The sequence below is a fragment of the Arthrobacter sp. Z4-13 genome (assembly GCF_054792705.1).
Map to the genome: position 1 here is coordinate 3341209 of NZ_CP096459.1, position 17487 is coordinate 3358695.

Genomic DNA, 17487 nt, shown 5'->3' on the forward strand with positions numbered 1-17487 from the left:
TGCTTTGGCCTAGAACGAACCGGTGGTGAACTGCCAACTCCTGCCGGCGAAGGGGTTTCCGGCAATGTCACGCACCCCGGCGCTGCCGCCGGTCACCGTCACGGTGTACTTGGTCTTCGCGGTGAGGGCCTGCTGGGGGTCCAGGATCCACTGGTTGGTGGTGCCGTTCCGGGACACGGCCGCCGGCACCACTGCGCCGGTGGCGGCATTCTTCACCGTGAAGGTAGTCCCGTTGACTCCCTGGACGGGCTCGTTGAAGGTAACGCTGATGTTGTTGGTCCGGCGCACCAGCAGTGCGTTGCTGCCTGGGGTGGAACCGGTGACTACGGGCGCGGGGCCGGTAAGAAAGCTCCAGCTGGAGGACGCCAGCGGTGTTCCCGCACCGTCGCGGATGGCGGAAGGGCCGCCCACCAGCATGGCCGTGTAGCGGGTGTCCGACGTTAGGCCGCCAGCCGGGTCCAAGGTGGCGGTGCGGGTGGTGGCGTTGTAGGTGACGGTGGCAGGAACGGTGCCGCCGGCCGCGTTCTTTAGCACAAACGTCCCGGTGGTGACGCCTTGGACGGCGGCACTGAAGGTGGCCGTCACATTGGTTCCTGTTGCCACCGCTGCTGCGTTGGCTTTCGGGGCAGTGGCGGTGACAGTGGGCGCCGGCGCAGTGGGAGCCGGGGCGGGTGCCGGAGCAACAGCGGCGGCAAACAGCAGCCGGTTGGGCGTGCCGCTGGCGGCTCCGGTGACCACTCCGGCGGTGGCGTTGGACACCAGCGCGCCCGCTACCTGGGCCGGCGAGAGTGCGGAATTCTGGGAAAGCAGTATTGCCGCTGCCCCGGCCGCGTGGGGAGCAGCCATGGAGGTTCCGGACATGGACACGGTGGCGGTGGCGGAGGTGTGGTGGGTCGAGGTGATGCCCACACCGGGGGCATAGAGGTCCACGCAGGAACCGAAGTTGGAGAAGGCCGCCTGCCGGTCAGCGGAATCGCTGGCAGCCACCGTTACTGCTCCGGGGACGCGGGCTGGAGAACTGCCGCAGGCATCCACGGCGGAGTTGCCGGCGGCAACCACTGCAGTGACGCCGTCGTTCATGACAGCCTGGATGGCAGCGTCCACGGCGGAACTGGCCGCGCCGCCAAGGCTGAGGTTAACCACTGCCGGCGTCCCGGCTATGTGGTGGGCGGCGACCCATTCCAGGCCCGCCACCACGTCGGAGTCGAAGCCGGAGCCGTTGCAGTCCAGCACACGCACCGGCACCACAGTGGCGGCCTTGGCCACACCGTAGGTGGCACCGGCAATCGTTCCGGCCACGTGGGTGCCGTGTCCGTTGCAGTCGCTGGAACCCCGGCCGTCAGCGACGCCGGACCAGCCGGCTGCCACCCGGCCGCCGAAATCGGTGTGCGAGGCCAGGACGCCGGTGTCCACCACGTATGCGCTGACGCCTGCTCCGGATGCCGTCCAGGAGTAGGACCCGGACAGTGGTAGGGGCCTCTGGTCCACCCGGTCCAGGCCCCAGGGTGCGGGCTGCTGGGATGCGGAGAGACTGACGGGTGCGTCCACTTCCACCGAGACCACACGGCTGGACCGTGCCAGCGCTGCTGCCTGTGCGGGTTTGGCGGTTACGACGGCGCCACGGACAGCGTGGGCAAAAGTACGGCCGACGGCGAGCCCTTGCGCGCGCAGTCCTGCCGCCTCTGCAACCACATCCGTATTGGGCGCGTACTGGACGATGTAGCGGCCCGTTGCACCGGCATCAGCAGGCGGAACTGCCGACGCCGGCACGGAAGCGGTAGAAAGGGCGACGGCGGAAACCAGCACTGCTGCGAAGGGCAGCACATAGGGTGGAGTGCGAATTTTGGGGTCCTTGCTTTGGCGTGGCGGGCTGCACGGGCAGTATTTTCATCCGCCCTACCAAAAGACTAGGACTCCTTTCACACCGAAACGGGGTTTTTGCAGGATCCTGCGCAAATCCTGAGACTCCTGCGCATCAACTATGCAGGTTAAGTGGTGGCGCCTGCCGCGATGTCCGTCCGGTGGTTCCGCCAGGAGTATTCGGGCTCAAAACCGAGCAGGCGCCTGGCCTTCTCAATGGACAGCATGGTTTCGTGCTCACCCAGGTCCTTGGTGACCTTGACGGCGGGGAACACCTCCGCAGCCAGTTCCGCGCTGGCCCGGCTCATCACCGTATCCGCGTTGGCAATGATGTACGCTTCGAACCCCGGCCTGGCGTTTTCGAGGGCGCGGACCACGGCCTGCGCGCCGTCGCGGCCGTCGATGTAGCTCCAGAGGTTCCATTTCCGCAGCGAGGCGTCGGCGTCGAACGCGGGGAACCTGTCGTAGTCCTCAACGTCCATGACATTGGAAAACCGGAGCCCGGAGATGCTCAGCTCCGGATCCCACCGCGTCAGCTCCACCGCCATCTGCTCCTCGAGGTGCTTGACCAGCGAGTAGGTGCTCTCCGGCCGCGCGGGGTACTCCTCGTCCACGGGAATGTAGGGCGGGTCGACGTCGAACGGCAGCCCCAGCACCGTCTCGCTGGAGGCGTACACCACCTTCTTGATTCCTGCCCGCCGGGCGGCCTGGAAGACGTTGTAGGTGGCGAGCATATTGTTCTCGAAAGTGGCCGCGTCGGGGATGATGCCGGGCGCGGGAACGGCGCCGAGGTGGACCACTGCGTCGAACCCGCCGTGGCGGTCGTCCAGGCCCAGCAGGACATCCACCACCTGGCCGTAGTTGCGCAGATCCACAACCACCAGGCCGGGATTCCGCTCCCCCGCGCGGTCCAGGTTGAGCACCTGGTGCCCGTCGCCGGTCAGCCTGCGCAGCACGTGCCGTCCCAGCTTTCCGCTTCCTCCGGTTACTGCCACCCTCATGCGTGTTCTCCTTTGCCGTTGATAAAGCCTTCGACGGCGGCGATCGCATGTTTGGTGATGTCGCCGGGATCGCCGCTGCCGTTCACCGGCACCAGTACACCCCTGCCTGCGTAAACTGACACGACTTCGTGCGTCTCGCGGTGATAGAGGTCGAGGCGGCGCCGGAACACGTCCACGGTATCGTCCCTGCGGCCCTCGTCCTTGGCACGCCGCAGCATCCGCTGTTCCAGCTCGGCGTCGGGGGCCCGGAGCTCTATGACTGCATCGATGCCGTGCCCCTGCGAGGAAAGCATATTGTCGAGTTCGATCACCTGGGGTGCGGTGCGCGGGTAGCCGTCCAGGAGAAAGCCGGCCTGGACATCAGCGTCCAGGAGCCGGTCCTTGACCAGGGCGTTGGTGAGGTGGTCCGGTACGAAGTCGCCGTCGTCGAGGTACTTGGCAGCTGCATTGCCCAGTTCCGTCCGGCGGCTGACGTTGCTCCGGAAGATTTCACCTGTGGACACTGCGGGAACGCCGAAGTGCCGGGCCAGGTGTTCCGCCTGAGTTCCCTTGCCGGAGCCGGGCGGACCGATGATGAGCAATCTGGTCATGTTTCTGTCCCTCCATAGCGCAGCTGCCGCTGGTTCCGGGTACGCCGCCGGCAGCGCCGGCGCGTGCCCCATTCTGCCGGTAAGGCCCGGTCCGGCGCCAGCGTCCGCGGACCGGCGGGCCGTAGGGATGACGTTTCCCGGCCCCGGAGGATGTATATACTTCTGGATATCGGTTTAGCAGCAGGCCGTTGGAAAGTTCGTCGATCCAGCGAGCATTGCCGCCTTCCGCCCGTAGGGATTGGACCAGGCATGTACCTGCTCGTTTTGACCTGAGCGAATGGCACAAAAAACCGTGGCCAGCGAGTCAACCGCAAAAACTGATACATCCATTACTGAGCACCTGCATGAACTTGTCCTCAACAGCTCCGATGTTGAGGACTTCCTTAACGAGCTGGCGCAGGTGTCCGCCCGCAATCTTTCCGAGCCCGGCGACGAGATCCTGTGCGCCATCACCCTGTTGCGGCAGCGGAAGGCCGCCACGGTGGCCAGCAGCAGTCCGGCCGCCGAAGCCGTTGCACGGCTTGAGTACGAGTTCAACCAAACGCCCAGCATGACGGCCTCCACCATGCAGGAGACCGTCCAGGTGCCGGACATCCGGGACGACGGCCAATGGCCTGACTACTCCGCGGCGTTGCTGGGCGAGGGCGTCCGCTCCGTCCTGGCGCTGCCCTTCCAGCTGGAAGGCGAAACCAAAGCTGCGTTGCTGCTGTACTCGGGCCGCCCCAACCGTTTTGAATCACGCGTGCTCGAGTTCGCCGAGGACTTCGTCAGCCAGACCTCACTCGCGCTCCGACTGGCTGTCCGCTTTGCCCATTTCAGCGAGAGCGCGGCCGACCTGCGGGCCACCCTGGAATCGCGGACAGTGATCGATATGGCCGTGGGCATCATCATGGCCCAGAACAGGTGCAGCCAGCAGGACGCCTTCGAGATCCTTAAAACAGCGTCCAGCACCCGCAATTCCAAGTTGCACGATGTTGCCACGGCAGTGGTCAACTCCCTGGGCCAAGGCCCGGCACGCACCCACTACGACGGGTAACAGCACCGCGTGAGGCCTCTTCGTCGACGGCGGCGCCACCCGCCGTCGACGATATGGCTGATTTGCCCGTCAGGAAGGCAAGGCGAGTACACCGCTGCCCAGGGCCCCGGCGGCGGTGGCGGTGGCGGCAGACCGCGCTGGTAACCCCAACGCCCCATCACCTCCTGCAGGTATCCACCCAACGCCCCATCACCTCCTGCAGGTATCCACCCAACGCCCCATCACCTCCTGCAGGTATCCACCCAACGCCCCATCACTTCCGGCGGCGGCGGATTCCCGCCGTCGCCGGAAGTTCCTGCGTTAAGCGCAGACTACTTGGCGAGGAAGCGCAGCAGGACTTCGTTGACCTCTGCGGCGTGGGTCAGGAGCAGGCCATGCGGGGCACCCTCGATCTCCACATACTCCGCGCTGGGCAGGGCCTTGGCGAACAGCCGCCCCGTGGAATCAATGGGAAGGATGTTGTCCGCGGTGCCATGGAGGATCAGCGCGGGAACGTCGATCTTGGGAATGTCGTCGCGGAAGTCGGTGAGCCACGTGGGCTGGGCTGCAACGGATGCAGTGGCTCCGGCACTGGCAGCGGTGTTCCAGCTGGCGGTGACGGCCTCCTGGCTGAGGCGCGGAGTGCCCAGGAACGTATCGCTGTTGTAGAAGTTCTTGAAGAACTCGGTGAAAAAGGCGTACCGGTCTGCAGTTACAGCCTCGGTCAATCCGTCGAAAACCTCCTGCGGAACGCCGTCAGGGTTGTCATCGGTCTTCAGCAGGAAGGGTTCGAGGGATCCGAGGAAGGCTGCCTTGGAAACCCGGGCGGAGCCGTAGGTGCTCAGGTAGCGGGCCACTTCGCCGGTGCCCATGGAGAAGCCGACCAGTACAGCGTCGCTCAGGTCCAGGGTGGTCAGGATGGTGTTGAGATCGGCAGCGAAGGTGTCGTAGTCGTAGCCCTGCGTGGTCTTGCTCGATTTGCCGAAACCGCGGCGGTCGTACGTGATGACCCGGTAGCCAGCCTCGAGGAGGGCAGCGGTCTGCTTCTCCCAGGAGCCGCCGTCGAGTGGGTAGCCGTGGATCAGCACGACCGGCTGGCCCGAACCGTGGTCCTCGTAGTAAAGCTCGATGTCAGTGCTGTTTTCGGTTCCAACGGTGATGAGAGCCATCGCGGCGGGTCCTTTCGAGACTGTGGGATCGGTGCGGGCCGAGGCAGTGCAAGGCCCGCGCAGTTCCTACTCTAGGGTGGTCCGCCGTGCGGCGCGTTACTGGGACGGCTGCGGAAGCTCACAGTTTATTTGCGGGTTGGCGCCCATGTAGTTCAGGGGGCCCGCTGCGATGGTGATTGCTATCGTCCCGGCTTGCGCACAGGTACCCGGCGCTCCCCCGAAGTAGCCGCGCTGCCAGGCGGCCACACCGCCAATGATCAGCCAGATGACAACAAGGGCTCCGAGTATCCGCATCATTCCTCCATTGCCGCGGCGGCTGTGGGTTCAATTATGCGGCGCCGGCACGAAAAGTGAGAGGGCGATCGAAGAATGTCCCCGAAAGGTGATAGAGCGTCGGGGAAAAGTGTGCGGAACGTGATAGAGCGTCCGGGAGAAACAGAAATGCACCTCCGGCGCCGGGGTTGGTTCCCGGTACCGGAGGTGCATTCGGACTTCTGAATCAGGCGTTACTTAAATGGGTGGTGCTTCGGTCAGGCCGTGGCCGGCTTACCCGGCAGGGCCAGCTTGAAGACCTTGGCCCAGGACGAGCCCACCTGCTTGAGCAGCGGACCGGTGGTGTACTTCAGGCCGTAACGCTGGCAGATTTCACGGACCCTCGGGGCCACCTCGGCGTACCGGTTGGACGGCAGGTCCGGGAAGAGGTGGTGCTCAATCTGGTGCGACAGGTTGCCTGTCATCAGGTGCATGAACTTGGAACCGGAGATGTTGGCGGACCCGATCATCTGGCGGACATACCAGTCACCGCGGGTTTCGCCTTCCACCATTTCCTCCGTGAAGGTGTCGGTGCCTTCGGGGAAGTGGCCGCAGAAGATGACGGCGTGAGCCCAGACGTTGCGGACGGCATTAGCGGTGATGGTGCCGTAGAGGGCCTGCTTGCCGGATCCGGTGAGCATGGCGACGGCGGGGGTGGCGGCGTAGTCCTTGGTGAACTGCGTGACCACCTTCTTGCCCAGGGCCTTGAGGTCCTTGAGCAGGGCTTCCTTGGACTTGGTGCCTTCCTTGTACTCGGTGAGCTCAAGGTCGTAGATGGCGATGCCCCACTCAAAGACGGGAGCCAGGATGGCGTTGAACAACGGGTTGGCCAGATTGATGGGCTTCCACGGCTGTTCTTCGTCCATACGCAGGAGGTTGTACCCGACGTCGTTGTCCTTGCCCACCACGTTGGTCCAGCGGTGATGCAGGTCGTTGTGAGTGTGCTGCCAGGAGCGCGACGGCGTGACGAAGTCCCACTCCCAGGTGGTGGAGTGGATGTCCGGGTCCCGCATCCAGTCCCACTGCCCGTGCAGGATGTTGTGGCCCAGCTCCATGTTCTCGAGGATCTTGGCCAAGCTCAGCAGGGTGGTGCCCGTAACCCAGGCGGCCTTGTTCTTGCTGACCAGCAGTGCGGCGCGGCCGGAAATCTCCAGGCCGCGCTGGATCTTGATCATGCGGCGGATGTACGCGGCATCCTCCGCGCCGCGCTTGGCCAGGACCTCGTCGCGGATCGCGTCGAGTTCGCGTCCAAGCTCGGCCACCTGCTCGTCGGTCAGGTGGGCGGCAGCGGGAGGCCGGACCGTGGGGCTGCCGGATTCCGCCAGCTTTCCGGGGCGCGTCCTTGACCCTCCGGTGGAACTGCCTTCGGCGGGGGTGGGCTTGCTGCGTGTAATTACAGACATACCGTGGTGCTCCTCAGATTTCGAGGTTGACGGGTCCGGCGGCTGCCGAGACACACGTTTGGATCAGTTGGCCGGGTTCGCCATGGACTTCCCCGGTGCGAAGGTCCCTGACCTGGCCGGCCAGGAGAGGCGTGAGGCAGCTGTGGCAGATGCCCATGCGGCAGCCGCTGGGCATCAGCACCCCCGCGTCCTCGCCTACGTCGAGCAGAGGCGTGTCGCCGTCGGCATCCACCTCACGGTCGGACGCTTCGAAGGTGACCAGTCCGCCGTCGTGCCCCACACCCCCGGCGAAGGTGGTGTTGAAGCGTTCGATCATCAGGTTGCCGGGATCGCCGGCTACCGCAATGTCCGAGCCGGGCGCGGCCGTTGTCAGGGCTGCCTGCTTCCACAGGGCCTCGGCGTCGTCCAGGAAGCTGTCCGGGCCGCAGGCGTAGGCGGCGCGTTCCTTCCAGTCCGGGCAGATTTCGTCCAGCTGCGTGGTGTTGGTCAGGTCCATGCGGCCCTGCTCGCCCGTGAACCAGTGGGCCAGGCGGAAGTTGGGGAACTGGTCTGCCAGCTCGGCAAGTTCTTCGCGGAAGAGGCTGTCACCGGGGGTGCGGGCCGAGTGGACCAGCACGACGTCGGCATCCGGGCGCCGCGGAACAAGCGTGCGGATCATGGACATCACCGGGGTGATGCCGCTGCCCGCCGTCACCATCAGGAGGGGCCGGGGGTGCTCCGGGAGCACGAAGTCGCCCTGCGGGGGCGCCAGGAAAAGGACGTCGCCCGGGCGGGTGGTCCGCACGAGCGTGCCGGAGACCGCGCCGACGTCGGTGACCGTAATGGCGGGATCCTTGCCGGCGGGGGCGCTGAGGGAGTACGACCGCCAATGGCGGACGCCGTCCAGTTCGACCCCAATGCGCGCCCACTGGCCGGCCAGGTGGGAATGCCACCCGCGGCCGGGCCGGAAGAAGATGGTTGCAGACTGCGCAGTCTCCTGCACTACCCGGGTGACGACACCACGGAGCTGCCGCGCAGAGTAGACGGGGTTGAACAACGCTAGGATGTCCTCCGGCGCCAAAGGCGTAGTGAGGACAGAGGCCGCTTGGGCCAGCTGACGTAGCCGGATCATGCGATAAAGCCTAAAACGGCGCGGGCCATATTTCTCTCTCTCCGTCATATGACCGTTCCGCAGTCACGCTGTAATGGTGCGCTAAGCCCCCAAGCCGCACTTTAAGAGTAACGGCTGCAGTCTGCGGAAGGTTCCCCACATTTCAGTAAGCATGCTTAGTATACCGCGGACCGGCACGGCAGGAGACATTTACGCCGCGGCCGCCTTCGTTGCGCCACACCGTGGATCAGGATTCGGCCGGACTCCACCCGAGCGCAGGCGCAATGTAGCTGGCGACGTTTCCCAGGAGCTTGGCATTGAACTCGACGCCGAGCTGGTTGGGCACGGTGAGCAGCAGGGTGTCCGCCTCCTGTACCGCCGTGTCCGCGGCGAGTTCCTCCGCCAGGACGTCCGGCGCGCCCACATAGCTTTTCCCGAAGCGGGCAGTCAGTCCGTCGATAACGCCCACCTGGTCCCGGCCGTCCCGCAGGGCACTGCCCGCAAAGTAGCGGCTGTCCTCCCCATCCACGATGGGAAGCACGCTGCGGCTGACTGAAACGCGGGGGGTGTGCTCATAACCAGCTGCCGCCCAGGCGTTCCTGAACAGCCTGATCTGCTCCGCCTGGAGTTCATGGAAAGGTACGCCGGTGTCCTCGGTCAGGAGAGTGGAACTCATCAGGTTCATGCCCAGCTCCGCAGCCCAGACGGCCGTCTTCCTGCTGCCGGCTCCCCACCAAATGCGCTGCGCAAGGCCCGGTGACTGCGGCTGGACGGGCAGGAGTCCGGCGGCACCGCCGGCGTAGCGGGGATCCGCTTCAGCCACCCCGGCACCACTGATGGCTTTCCGGAAATAGGCTGTGTGCCGGCGTGCCATATCAGCGTCCGTTTCCCCCGGCTGCGGATGGTGGCCGAACACAGCCGCCCCGTCCCGCGCCGGCTCGGGCGAACCACGACTGATGCCGAGCTGGAGCCTGCCGCCGCTGATGAGATCGGCCGCGGCGGCGTCCTCTGCCATATACAGGGGATTTTCGTAGCGCATGTCGATCACACCTGTGCCGATTTCGATCCGGCTTGTCCGCGCACCAATGGCCGACAGCAGCGGGAATGGCGAGGCCTGCTGCCGGGCGAAGTGGTGGACGCGGAAGAATGCCCCGTTTACCCCCAGTTCCTCGGCGGCGACTGCAAGGTCGATGGCCTGGAGGAGGGCATCCCCTGCAGTCCGGGTGCGGGAACCCGGGCCCGGTCCCCAATGGCCGAATGAAAGGAATCCGATGCGCTCCATACCTGCCCTCACCTCGCCGGCACTCCCGGCATTTCCCGCTGTCATGGCCCGCACACGCTTCCGGACCGATTGCCTACCGTTAAGGCAGTCTAATCGGGCGGGAGGGGCCGTGGCCGGGGAAAGGCCGCTGGCTAAACTGGCACCGTGACTAACAGAGAGCAGCACGCCAGCGCCGATACGCCGGCGTCGCGCGGGAAGATCGCCGAACGGTTGCTGCCCGGCGGCGAGGAACCGGACCCCCGGTTCACACTTGCGAACGAACGCACATTCCTTGCCTGGATCCGCACTTCACTGGCGCTCCTGGCTGGCGGCATCGCCATTGAAGCCTTCACCGAGGACCTTTTCCTGGAGCCCGTCCGCAAGGGCCTGGCAGTGGTCCTGCTCCTGCTGGGCATGCTGCTGAGCGCCGGCTCTGCGGTGCGGTGGCTGCGGGTGGAACGAAGCATGCGGAACAGGGCGCCGCTGCCGCTGCCGCTTATTGTCCCGCTGCTCGCCGGGGCAGGGGCGCTGGCGGCCGCCGTCGTACTGATCTTTATCCTCTGGCGCTGAACCGGTGCCCAGCTACCACCCCGCCGGCGGTCACGGGGATCCGGGCCTCCAGCCGGAGCGAACCACTCTGGCCTGGGGCAGGACGATGATGGCCCTGCTGACGGTCAGCGCGATCTTCCTGCGCTGGCTTCCGGTCCACGGGCTGCCCATCCTGCTGCTGTTCGCCGTCTCGGCCGGGGCAGCCGGGGCGATTTACTTCACGCAGCGCCACCGCTACCGCGCCAGTTCTCGCGGAATCACCAAGGAAAATGTCGACGCCGACATCACCGCAGTGCTGTGGACTGCTTTTGCAGGGGTCGCGTTGGGCGGCCTCGGCATCGGCGTGATCCTCACCGGATAACCGGTTGCTGGTATTTCCGCCCTAGAACATTGGCAGCACAAAGCCCGCGAGCAGGGCAAATGCGCCGATCCCCGTAAGGCAACGGCCCAGCACAGCCGCTGTCTTTCCCGCCTCTTCCGGAGCCGCCATCTGCCACTGGGTGGGCCGCTTGGGATGGTAGTAAATGGGGAGCGTATCCCCCACCGCGAGGTCCTTGATGTCGTGCGGTGACATGGGCGCATGGTGCACCTGGTACTTCCGGTCGAACCAGCGGAAACCCACCCCGGTGTTGTCCGAATACACCACGGCATCGGCCACGGCCCATGGGTGCACAAAGCGGCGCAGGAAGCCTGTGTAGAACAGCAATGCCAGCCCGGCGGGCAGGCACAACCAGGTGAGCATTTCCAGGATTGGACCTGCCATATCAAGCACGGTGGGCATGATTCTGATGGTACAGGCGTACGCTGAGGGAGACGTTTCCGGCGGAAGGGGTAGACATGAACGACGAAGATCTTTTGGCCCGCATCCAGGCCCTTGTGGAGGAGGAACACACACTCCGCGGGGATGCCGGCGACGGCCAGGCGCCGGACCAGGGCAGGCTCAAGCAGGTGGAAGAAAGGCTTGACCAGGCCTGGGACCTGCTGCGCCAGCGCAGGGCCAAAGCGGAATCAGGCGAAAACCCCAACGAGGCTGAAGCCCGGCCGGTAAGCGAGGTAGAGGGCTACAAGCAGTAGCCCTCTACCTCGCTTACGTCTCTGCCGTCAGCCGATCGGTTCGGGCATTTGCTCCACCACGTACTGGACGTCCACGGACAACCCCGTGACAGGATCTGCCATTTCCACCTTCCAGCTGCGGGCGAACTGGTTTACGCCACCGGTCATGGCCACGGTGCCGGAGATGAGCACAGTGCCGGGCTGGTTCAGGCCCCGTTCCGCCAGTACTTCCAGCCAGTAGTCCGGGGTCAGCAGCGCCTCCAGTGAACTGTCCTGGATGAGGGTGTCCGGAGTCTCCCCCTCGCCTACCCAGCCCTTCAGCGTGATCCTGTCGAGGTGGTCACGCACATCGTCAAGCCGCCATGCCTTCCGGCCCAGGACGTCCGGGCTCGCGTTCTTGCTCCACGCCACGCCATGGACTTCAAGCTCCCGGTCCGTATGGTCACAGGCCACCGTCAGCAGCACGTCGTCGTCCGTGATCACCAGCGCCCATTCCGCCTCGCCGGACGTCCGTCCATGCTGCACGCGCACTTCGGACACCTGCTGCGCCAGATAAGGCGACACCGGGTAGAGGGCCGGGGTTGTTGCCGGGCCGGGGACGCCAAGCTCCGCAAGTTCGGCAATGTGCGCCTGGACTTCCTCCTGCTCGCGACCCGCATATCCCGCGTTGAGAAGGTGCCTGACCTGTACGTCCCTGGCGCTGCCATCGGGTAGTTCAAAGCTGAGTACCGCCATGGTGGATCCATCCTTTTCGTGTGCTGCGGGAAAAAAATTAACAAACCGGAAACCGGAAAGGGTCGCCATGTACAACCAGTATGCGTAATGTATACAATATACGCCAGCATGACCGGCGTCACCATTAGAGACCACAGTGGAGGACACCATGAGCAACTCTCCCGCTCCGGCTCCGGGCGCAGCGCCGCACCCGCCGATCCACCCCAAGGGCTTGTACAAGGCCTTTGCCGCCAGCCTCACCGGAACGGCCCTTGAGTGGTACGACTTCGCCGTCTACTCAGCAGCTGCCGCCGTTGTATTTCCCCTCGTCTTCTTTCCCGCTTCCGACCCTCTGACGGGCACCATCCTCGCGTTCTCCACCTACGCCGTGGGCTACGTGTCCCGGCCGGTAGGCGGCATCATCTTTGGCCGCCTGGGTGACCGGATCGGACGCAAGAAGGTGCTGGTAACCACCCTGATGATCATCGGCGTGGCCACGGTGTTGATTGGTGTCCTGCCGGGCTACGACAGCATCGGCATTACGGCGCCCATCATCCTGGTGCTGTTACGGTTCGCGCAGGGCGTTGGCGTCGGTGGCGAATGGGGCGGCGCCGTCCTGCTCTCCAGCGAATACGGCGATCCGCACCGTCGTGGATTCTGGGCCTCCGCCGCTCAGGTGGGTCCGCCCGCCGGCAACCTCCTGGCCAACGGCGCACTCGCAGTCCTGACCGTGATGCTTACCGAGGAGCAGTTCCTGAGCTTCGGCTGGCGCATCGCGTTCCTGGTCTCCGCACTGCTGGTCGCGTTCGGCCTCTGGATCCGGCTCAGGCTCGAGGACACCCCTGTCTTCAAGGCCATCGCCGCCCACGGTGAGCAGCCACACGCCCCCATCCGGGAGGTGTTCGCCCATGAACTGCGTCCGTTGATCGCAGCCATCCTTTGCCGCGTGGGCCCGGACGTCCTGTACGCGCTGTTCACGGTTTTCACCCTTACCTACGGCATCCAGGTCCTAGGTTACGAGCGCAACCAGGTGCTTACCGCCGTCCTGGTCGGTTCGGCGTTCCAGCTCTTTATGATCCCGCTGGCCGGCGCTGTTTCGGACCGCTTCAACCGTCGCTTGGTCTACGGGCTGGGCGCGGTGGTGGGCGCCGTCTGGACGTTCATTTTCTTCGGCATCCTTGGGGGCAACAACCAGCCGATGCTGATCATCGGCATCGTCCTGGGGCTTGCGGCGCACTCCTTTATGTATGGACCGCAAGCGGCCTTCATTGTGGAGCAGTTTTCCCCGCGGCTCCGCTCCACCGGAAGCTCCCTCGCCTACACCTTTGCCGGCGTGATCGGCGGTGCCATCGCTCCGCTGATGTTCACGGTGCTGCTATCGCAGTTTGGCACGTGGGTGCCGGTGGCCATCTATGTTGCCATCGCTTCGGCCGTCACACTGATTGGCCTCGCCATGGGCCGCGATAACAACACGGTGGAGGACCAGGACTACCGGTTGCTGCTGGAAGGTGCCGGACAGGCAAAACCCGCCTCCGGCGTCGGCGATTCGCGCTGACTTGCCGGGGAGTTTTGTCCACATGAGTGTTCAGCTGGCCTGCAGCCCGTCATCGCGTGGACAAAAGCTCCCTAGGTCCGGAGCAGGAGGTCCCGCGTTACAGCGAGGTGATGATCAATCGCCTTCTGGGCCTGGGTTTCGTCGCCGGATACCAGGGCGTCGAGGATACCCTGGTGTTCAGCGCACACGGCCTGCCGGCGGCCGCCGGTCCGGAACAAAGCGGAAACTCCCACCAGGATCTGGCGGACATGGAGTTTGCTGTACGTCCGGGAGATAAGTTCATTGCCGGCCGCATCAATGAGCTGCTGATGGAAGAGAGTATCCAGCCGGATGAACTCACGCGCGTCCTCAGCCTCCCCGGTGTCCGGAATCCGGGCCTGGAGGTCCAGGGTTTCCTGCAACAGTGCGGCGGGGACACGTTTTTCGGCGATCACCAGCCGTGCCGCGTGGCTCTCCAGGACGCCACGGAGTTCCATGAGTTCAGAAATTTCCCTGCCGGTGACGGGTGGGACGTAGGCGCCGCGTTGCGGAATGAGCTCAACCAGCCCGTCCGAGACCAGGAGCAGCAGTGCTTCGCGGACCGGAGTGCGGGAGACACCGATCTCGGCAGCGAGTTCCTGTTCGTTGAGGAAGCGGCCTTGAAGCTCCGGGTCGATCAGGACGTTTTCACGCAGGTGGAGGTATGCCTTTTCCCGCCCGGACGCCGCCGTTCCTGCCGTTTTTGCCATACATTATGTATACAACAGATTGGAGCACCCAATGCGTCTAGCAGTCGCCCAAATCATCAGCAGTGCAGACCCTGCTGCCAACCTGGAGCTGATCCGGGACTACGCCACCCAGGCCAAAAACGCCGGCGCCGAGCTTGTTGTGTTCCCCGAGGCAGCCATGCGCGCGTTCGGGAATTCGCTGAAAGACATTGCCGAACCTCTGGACGGTCCATGGGCTGAAAAGGTCCGTGCCGTATCCAGGGAACTGGACCTTGCGATCGTAGCGGGAATGTTCACTCCCGGAAAGGACGGCCGCGTCCGCAACACCCTGCTGGTCACGGGCCCCGGAGTGGATACGTCCTATGACAAGGTGCACCTTTTCGACGCCTTCGGTTTTGCCGAGTCCAAGACCGTGGATGCGGGCACCAACCCTGTGACCTTCGAAATCAACGGCACAGTGTTTGGCCTGGCCACCTGTTACGACGTCCGCTTCCCCGCCCTGTTCACCGCCAATGCCCGCGCCGGCGCACAGGTCAACATCGTCTGCGCCTCCTGGGGTGCCGGCGAAGGCAAAGCGGAGCAGTGGGACCTCCTGGTCCGGGCACGGGCACTGGACAGCACCACTTTCGTGGTGGCCTGCGGCCAGGGTGATCCCGAGACCATCGGAGCAGGCCCGGCGGGAACCGCCCCTACAGGCATCGGCCACAGCGCCGTCATCACTCCCTTGGGATCAGCGGTGGCCGCCCTGGGCGGAAAGCCGGAACTCGCCGTCGTCGACATCGACCCCTCGGTGGTGGACGAGGTACGCACCAAGCTCCCCGTACTGGCGAACGCCCGCCAGTTCTGATCCTTCGGAAGGGGTTGCCGGCGTTTCTCACCTTCCGCCCGTCGACTTTCCGCCCTGCCACAAGCCGGAAGGCTGAAGTTACGCGCCCTTCTTGCCTCCTCGGATGGCAGCCGTTTACACGGCTGAAACATTTCCGACACGGGGACTTCACAGCGCCGCTGTTTCTGTAACGCGAGTGCAACTTTCAGGGCCATTTCCCGAAACACGGAACCCGGAAGATGGACGGCGGGGGAAGTGCGAGGGCCGGCAAGTGCGCCCCGCTTCGAGGCGCAACGCGAAGGGACCCGCAGGTGGAAATCACTGCGCAACATGTCTGGCTGATGATTTCAGCCGCGATGGTACTGCTGATGACGCCCGGGCTCGGCCTCTTCTACGGCGGCATGACGCGTGCCAAAGCAGCACTGAACATGATCATGATGAGCTTCATTTCGGCCGGAATTGTTGGCGTGGTCTGGGTTCTCTGGGGCTACTCCATGACAACAGGCGACGGCGTCCTGGGCCTCTTTGGCAATCCCTTCGCCAGCTTCGGGCTGCAGAACCTGATGGGTTCCCCGGACCTGATCAAGGCCGGGTACAGCGCCACCTTCGCCATCATCACCGTGGCGCTGATCAGCGGTGCCATTGCCGACCGCGCCAAGTTCGGCGCCTGGGCAGTGTTCGTTCCCGTGTGGGTCACGGTGGTGTACTGCCCCCTCGCCTACATGGTCTGGGGCGGCGGCCTGATGAGCGCCGATGGAGCCATCACCGCTGTCTTTGGGCAGGTCATCGACTTCGCCGGGGGCGCAGTTGTGGAGATCAGCTCGGGCACCGCTGCCTTGGTCCTGGCACTGATCGTGGGTCAGCGGCACGGTTTCGCGAAGGACCCCAACCACAGGCCGCACAACGTCCCGTTTATTATGCTGGGGGCCGCCATCCTGTGGTTCGGCTGGTTCGGCTTCAACGGCGGAGCGGCGACGACGGCCGAACAGGCCGGCCTGATCTGGGTCAACACCCTCGTCACTCCGGCCGCGGCGATGCTCAGCTGGCTGGTGACCGAAAAGATCCGCCACGGACATCCCACTTCGCTCGGAGCCGCGTCCGGTGTGGTTGCCGGCCTGGTGGCCATCACTCCGTCCTGCGCCAACATCAGCCCTGTGGCCGCCATCGGCCTGGGCCTGGTGGCCGGGGCGGCCTGCGCGATTTTCGTGGACCTCAAGTACCGCTTCGGGCTGGATGATTCCCTCGATGTTGTGGGGGTCCACCTGGGAGCGGGACTTATTGGAACCCTGGCACTTGGCTTCATTGCCCTTCCGGTGGAGGGAGAGGGCGGCGGACTGCTCTATGGCGGCGGTGTCCAGCAGCTTGTGGCACAGTCCGTGGCCGTGGTGATTACGCTGCTGCTGTCCGGTGTCGGCACCCTGGTCATTGGCCGCGCCATCAACAAAACCATCGGGTTCCGTGTCAGCCGCGAGGCAGAGACCGCCGGCGTTGACCTGTCCGAGCACGCCGAGAGCGCTTACGCCTTCGGGGAAATAGGTGCCGGCTTCAACCCTGCAGGCCACCCGGCCCCGCTGTCCCCCGCGGCTTCGCACTCCCCCGCGGTCAAGAACCTGGCCGGGCAGCGGGCCAAGGAAGACTCCTTCGCCTGAACTGCTGATCGATCCGGGCCCCGGACCCCCTGGTGAGCTGACGCCCGGCCACTTAACCGGTCCCGCTCCCGGGAACCGGCCCGGCCCGCAGGTCAGTCGGCCAGGATCTTGTAGAGAGCCCGCCGGGTCTCGTCCAGCGTCTCGATGGCAGCGGCCCGCTGCTCCTCCGTGACACCGGTGCGGAACTGGTGGATAACGCCCATCAGTTTCCCGATGCTCTGGTGGAAGTCCTTGTCCGGGCTTTCAGGACCGGAGTCCCAGGCGTTTTCCAGTTCCTCCGCATGCTCTGCCACCCAGGCCCTTCCGGCATCCGTGAGCGTGAACTCGGTTCCGCGGCCTTCGCTGAGCGCCGTGATAAGTTCCTCGTCCACCAGCTGCTGCAGCGTGGGGTAGATCGATCCCGGGCTAGGGCGCCAGGCTCCACCGGTCTTCTCAGCAATCGCCTTTATCAGACCGTAACCGTTTGAAGGCGCTTCGGCCAGGAGCGAAAGGATGGCGGAGCGGACGTCACCCCTGCTTGCCCGGCGAGGGCCGCGCCCAAAACCGGGTCCAAAGCCAGGGCCAAAGCCGGGTCCAAACCCGCCTCCGAATCCTGCCCCAAAGCCAGACCCGAAGCCGCCCCCGCGGTGTCCGTGCGGTCCCCGCCTGCCGCGGCCGCGTTCGAAGCGGCCCCTGCCGGAATGCGATCCGGAAATATCATCATGAGAAATGCCCTTCATCGTGGCATTCTCCT

General features: G+C 65.0%; 19 protein-coding genes. 7 read left to right on the forward strand and 12 right to left on the reverse strand.

Annotated features, from left to right (window positions below):
• Positions 1 to 9 precede the first annotated feature (9 nt).
• The 3 genes from M1E07_RS17160 to M1E07_RS17170 form a co-directional block, all read right to left on the reverse strand.
• On the reverse strand, positions 10 to 1824 hold the full coding sequence (locus tag M1E07_RS17160; RefSeq protein ID WP_461187828.1) for a S8 family serine peptidase: 1815 nt from the start codon (positions 1822 to 1824) through the stop codon (positions 10 to 12).
• 164 nt (positions 1825 to 1988) lie between these two features.
• The gene (locus tag M1E07_RS17165; RefSeq protein ID WP_461187829.1) at positions 1989 to 2861 is read right to left on the reverse strand and encodes an NAD-dependent epimerase/dehydratase family protein; all 873 of its coding nucleotides are present in this window, start codon (positions 2859 to 2861) and stop codon (positions 1989 to 1991) included.
• Positions 2858 to 3451 carry an adenylate kinase gene (locus tag M1E07_RS17170; protein ID WP_461187830.1) on the reverse strand — a complete coding sequence of 198 codons (594 nt, stop codon included), beginning with the start codon at positions 3449 to 3451 and terminating at the stop codon, positions 2858 to 2860. Before M1E07_RS17170 ends, M1E07_RS17165 begins: the two co-directional genes overlap by 4 nt.
• A gap of 292 nt (positions 3452 to 3743) precedes the next feature.
• Between M1E07_RS17170 and M1E07_RS17175 the strand changes: the two genes are divergently transcribed.
• Positions 3744 to 4487 carry a GAF and ANTAR domain-containing protein gene (locus M1E07_RS17175; protein WP_461190427.1) on the forward strand — a complete coding sequence of 248 codons (744 nt, stop codon included), beginning with the start codon at positions 3744 to 3746 and terminating at the stop codon, positions 4485 to 4487.
• A 311-nt stretch (positions 4488 to 4798) separates the two neighbouring features.
• On the opposite strand, the gene M1E07_RS17180 is transcribed toward M1E07_RS17175, so the two are convergent.
• The 5 genes from M1E07_RS17180 to M1E07_RS17200 all read right to left on the reverse strand — a co-directional run bounded on the left by M1E07_RS17180 (position 4799) and on the right by M1E07_RS17200 (position 9722).
• On the reverse strand, positions 4799 to 5635 hold the full coding sequence (locus M1E07_RS17180) for an alpha/beta fold hydrolase (RefSeq protein WP_461187831.1): 837 nt from the start codon (positions 5633 to 5635) through the stop codon (positions 4799 to 4801).
• A gap of 96 nt (positions 5636 to 5731) precedes the next feature.
• The gene (locus M1E07_RS17185; RefSeq protein WP_461187832.1) at positions 5732 to 5932 is read right to left on the reverse strand and encodes a hypothetical protein; all 201 of its coding nucleotides are present in this window, start codon (positions 5930 to 5932) and stop codon (positions 5732 to 5734) included.
• A 233-nt stretch (positions 5933 to 6165) separates the two neighbouring features.
• A complete protein-coding gene (locus M1E07_RS17190) occupies positions 6166 to 7350 on the reverse strand; it encodes a fatty acid desaturase family protein (RefSeq protein ID WP_461187833.1) in 1185 nt (394 codons plus the stop codon).
• 13 nt (positions 7351 to 7363) lie between these two features.
• Positions 7364 to 8461, reverse strand: coding sequence for a ferredoxin reductase (locus tag M1E07_RS17195; protein WP_461187834.1), 1098 nt, complete (start codon positions 8459 to 8461; stop codon positions 7364 to 7366).
• A gap of 226 nt (positions 8462 to 8687) precedes the next feature.
• Entirely contained in the window at positions 8688 to 9722 is a 1035-nt protein-coding gene (locus M1E07_RS17200) for an LLM class flavin-dependent oxidoreductase (RefSeq protein WP_461187835.1), read from the reverse strand.
• Between the two features lie 144 nt (positions 9723 to 9866).
• On the opposite strand from M1E07_RS17200, the gene M1E07_RS17205 reads away from it, so the two are divergent.
• Both M1E07_RS17205 and M1E07_RS17210 read left to right on the forward strand, forming a co-directional pair.
• Positions 9867 to 10271, forward strand: a complete 405-nt coding sequence (locus M1E07_RS17205) for a YidH family protein (protein WP_461187836.1) — start codon at positions 9867 to 9869, stop codon at positions 10269 to 10271.
• A gap of 4 nt (positions 10272 to 10275) precedes the next feature.
• Entirely contained in the window at positions 10276 to 10611 is a 336-nt protein-coding gene (locus M1E07_RS17210) for a DUF202 domain-containing protein (RefSeq protein ID WP_461187837.1), read from the forward strand.
• A gap of 21 nt (positions 10612 to 10632) precedes the next feature.
• Here the strand turns inward: M1E07_RS17210 and M1E07_RS17215 are convergent, their stop codons facing one another.
• Entirely contained in the window at positions 10633 to 11031 is a 399-nt protein-coding gene (locus tag M1E07_RS17215) for a hypothetical protein (RefSeq protein ID WP_461187838.1), read from the reverse strand.
• Positions 11032 to 11087: 56 nt separating this feature from the next.
• Between M1E07_RS17215 and M1E07_RS17220 the strand changes: the two genes are divergently transcribed.
• Positions 11088 to 11324 (forward strand): DUF2630 family protein, encoded by a 237-nt coding sequence (locus tag M1E07_RS17220; RefSeq protein ID WP_461187839.1) that lies wholly within the window; start codon positions 11088 to 11090, stop codon positions 11322 to 11324.
• A gap of 27 nt (positions 11325 to 11351) precedes the next feature.
• Here M1E07_RS17220 and M1E07_RS17225 read toward each other — a convergent pair whose 3' ends face one another.
• A complete protein-coding gene (locus M1E07_RS17225) occupies positions 11352 to 12038 on the reverse strand; it encodes a DUF2848 domain-containing protein (protein WP_461187840.1) in 687 nt (228 codons plus the stop codon).
• Positions 12039 to 12186: 148 nt separating this feature from the next.
• Between M1E07_RS17225 and M1E07_RS17230 the strand changes: the two genes are divergently transcribed.
• Positions 12187 to 13572: an MFS transporter gene (locus tag M1E07_RS17230; protein ID WP_461187841.1), complete on the forward strand. Its 1386-nt coding sequence runs from the start codon at positions 12187 to 12189 to the stop codon at positions 13570 to 13572.
• 71 nt (positions 13573 to 13643) lie between these two features.
• Here M1E07_RS17230 and M1E07_RS17235 read toward each other — a convergent pair whose 3' ends face one another.
• Positions 13644 to 14300 (reverse strand): GntR family transcriptional regulator, encoded by a 657-nt coding sequence (locus M1E07_RS17235; RefSeq protein ID WP_461187842.1) that lies wholly within the window; start codon positions 14298 to 14300, stop codon positions 13644 to 13646.
• 31 nt (positions 14301 to 14331) lie between these two features.
• Here M1E07_RS17235 and M1E07_RS17240 point away from each other — a divergent pair, with 31 nt between their 5' ends.
• Positions 14332 to 15126 carry a carbon-nitrogen hydrolase family protein gene (locus M1E07_RS17240; protein WP_461187843.1) on the forward strand — a complete coding sequence of 265 codons (795 nt, stop codon included), beginning with the start codon at positions 14332 to 14334 and terminating at the stop codon, positions 15124 to 15126.
• A gap of 290 nt (positions 15127 to 15416) precedes the next feature.
• Positions 15417 to 16754, forward strand: coding sequence for an ammonium transporter (locus M1E07_RS17245; protein ID WP_461187844.1), 1338 nt, complete (start codon positions 15417 to 15419; stop codon positions 16752 to 16754).
• A 92-nt stretch (positions 16755 to 16846) separates the two neighbouring features.
• On the opposite strand, the gene M1E07_RS17250 is transcribed toward M1E07_RS17245, so the two are convergent.
• Positions 16847 to 17473 carry a PadR family transcriptional regulator gene (locus M1E07_RS17250; RefSeq protein ID WP_461187845.1) on the reverse strand — a complete coding sequence of 209 codons (627 nt, stop codon included), beginning with the start codon at positions 17471 to 17473 and terminating at the stop codon, positions 16847 to 16849.
• Between the last annotated feature and the right edge of the window lie 14 nt (positions 17474 to 17487).